Below are 476 nucleotides of genomic sequence, written 5' to 3' on the forward strand. Positions count from 1 at the left end.
TGAAATACTGTCAATTTCCCCCATAGCGCACTCATCAGGCAACCCCAATGTTTTTTCCCATTCTGGTAACATAATGGTGGCGGTTGCCGGGAAACTGCCGACTAACAACAAATGCGCATCCTGATCACTGCGGTGATAACTGTGTGCAAGAGCCCTCATGGTGACGCTCATCACTGAATGAGGGTTTCGCGTCCAGGCCATACCCGTTGGCAGTAATCCGTTGAGTGCTGAGGTGTATTCACTGACACTGTATTGTTTCATGTGTATTTGACCTCACCCCGCACAGGCAAATGTCCGACAGACAACGCCATGTTTTTTGTTGGTGACGTGATAACAAAACCGGCCGTGCCCGGCACATCCGCAATCGCATACTGCAAATCGGATATCAATATTTTCCCCGTTCCGTCCGGGTTTCCGCTCTCAAACAACACCGTATCAATCGCGGTGGCGATGCGGTGAGTGATGTCAGTGCCCAC

At 50.8% G+C, this 476-nt stretch carries 1 protein-coding gene and 1 pseudogene; both read right to left on the reverse strand.

From position 1 onward, the window contains the following. Positions 1-261, reverse strand: a 261-nt coding sequence (locus Xhom_RS25400; protein WP_145957539.1) for a putative phage tail protein, incomplete at its 3' end; no start/stop codon positions are given. Further along, a pseudogene (locus tag Xhom_RS31820) lies at positions 258-476 on the reverse strand (baseplate J/gp47 family protein); the annotation flags it as partial. The pseudogene Xhom_RS31820 and the gene Xhom_RS25400, both read right to left, overlap by 4 nt.

Source organism: Xenorhabdus hominickii (assembly GCF_002632725.1).
GTDB classification, from domain to species: Bacteria; Pseudomonadota; Gammaproteobacteria; order Enterobacterales; family Enterobacteriaceae; genus Xenorhabdus; species Xenorhabdus hominickii.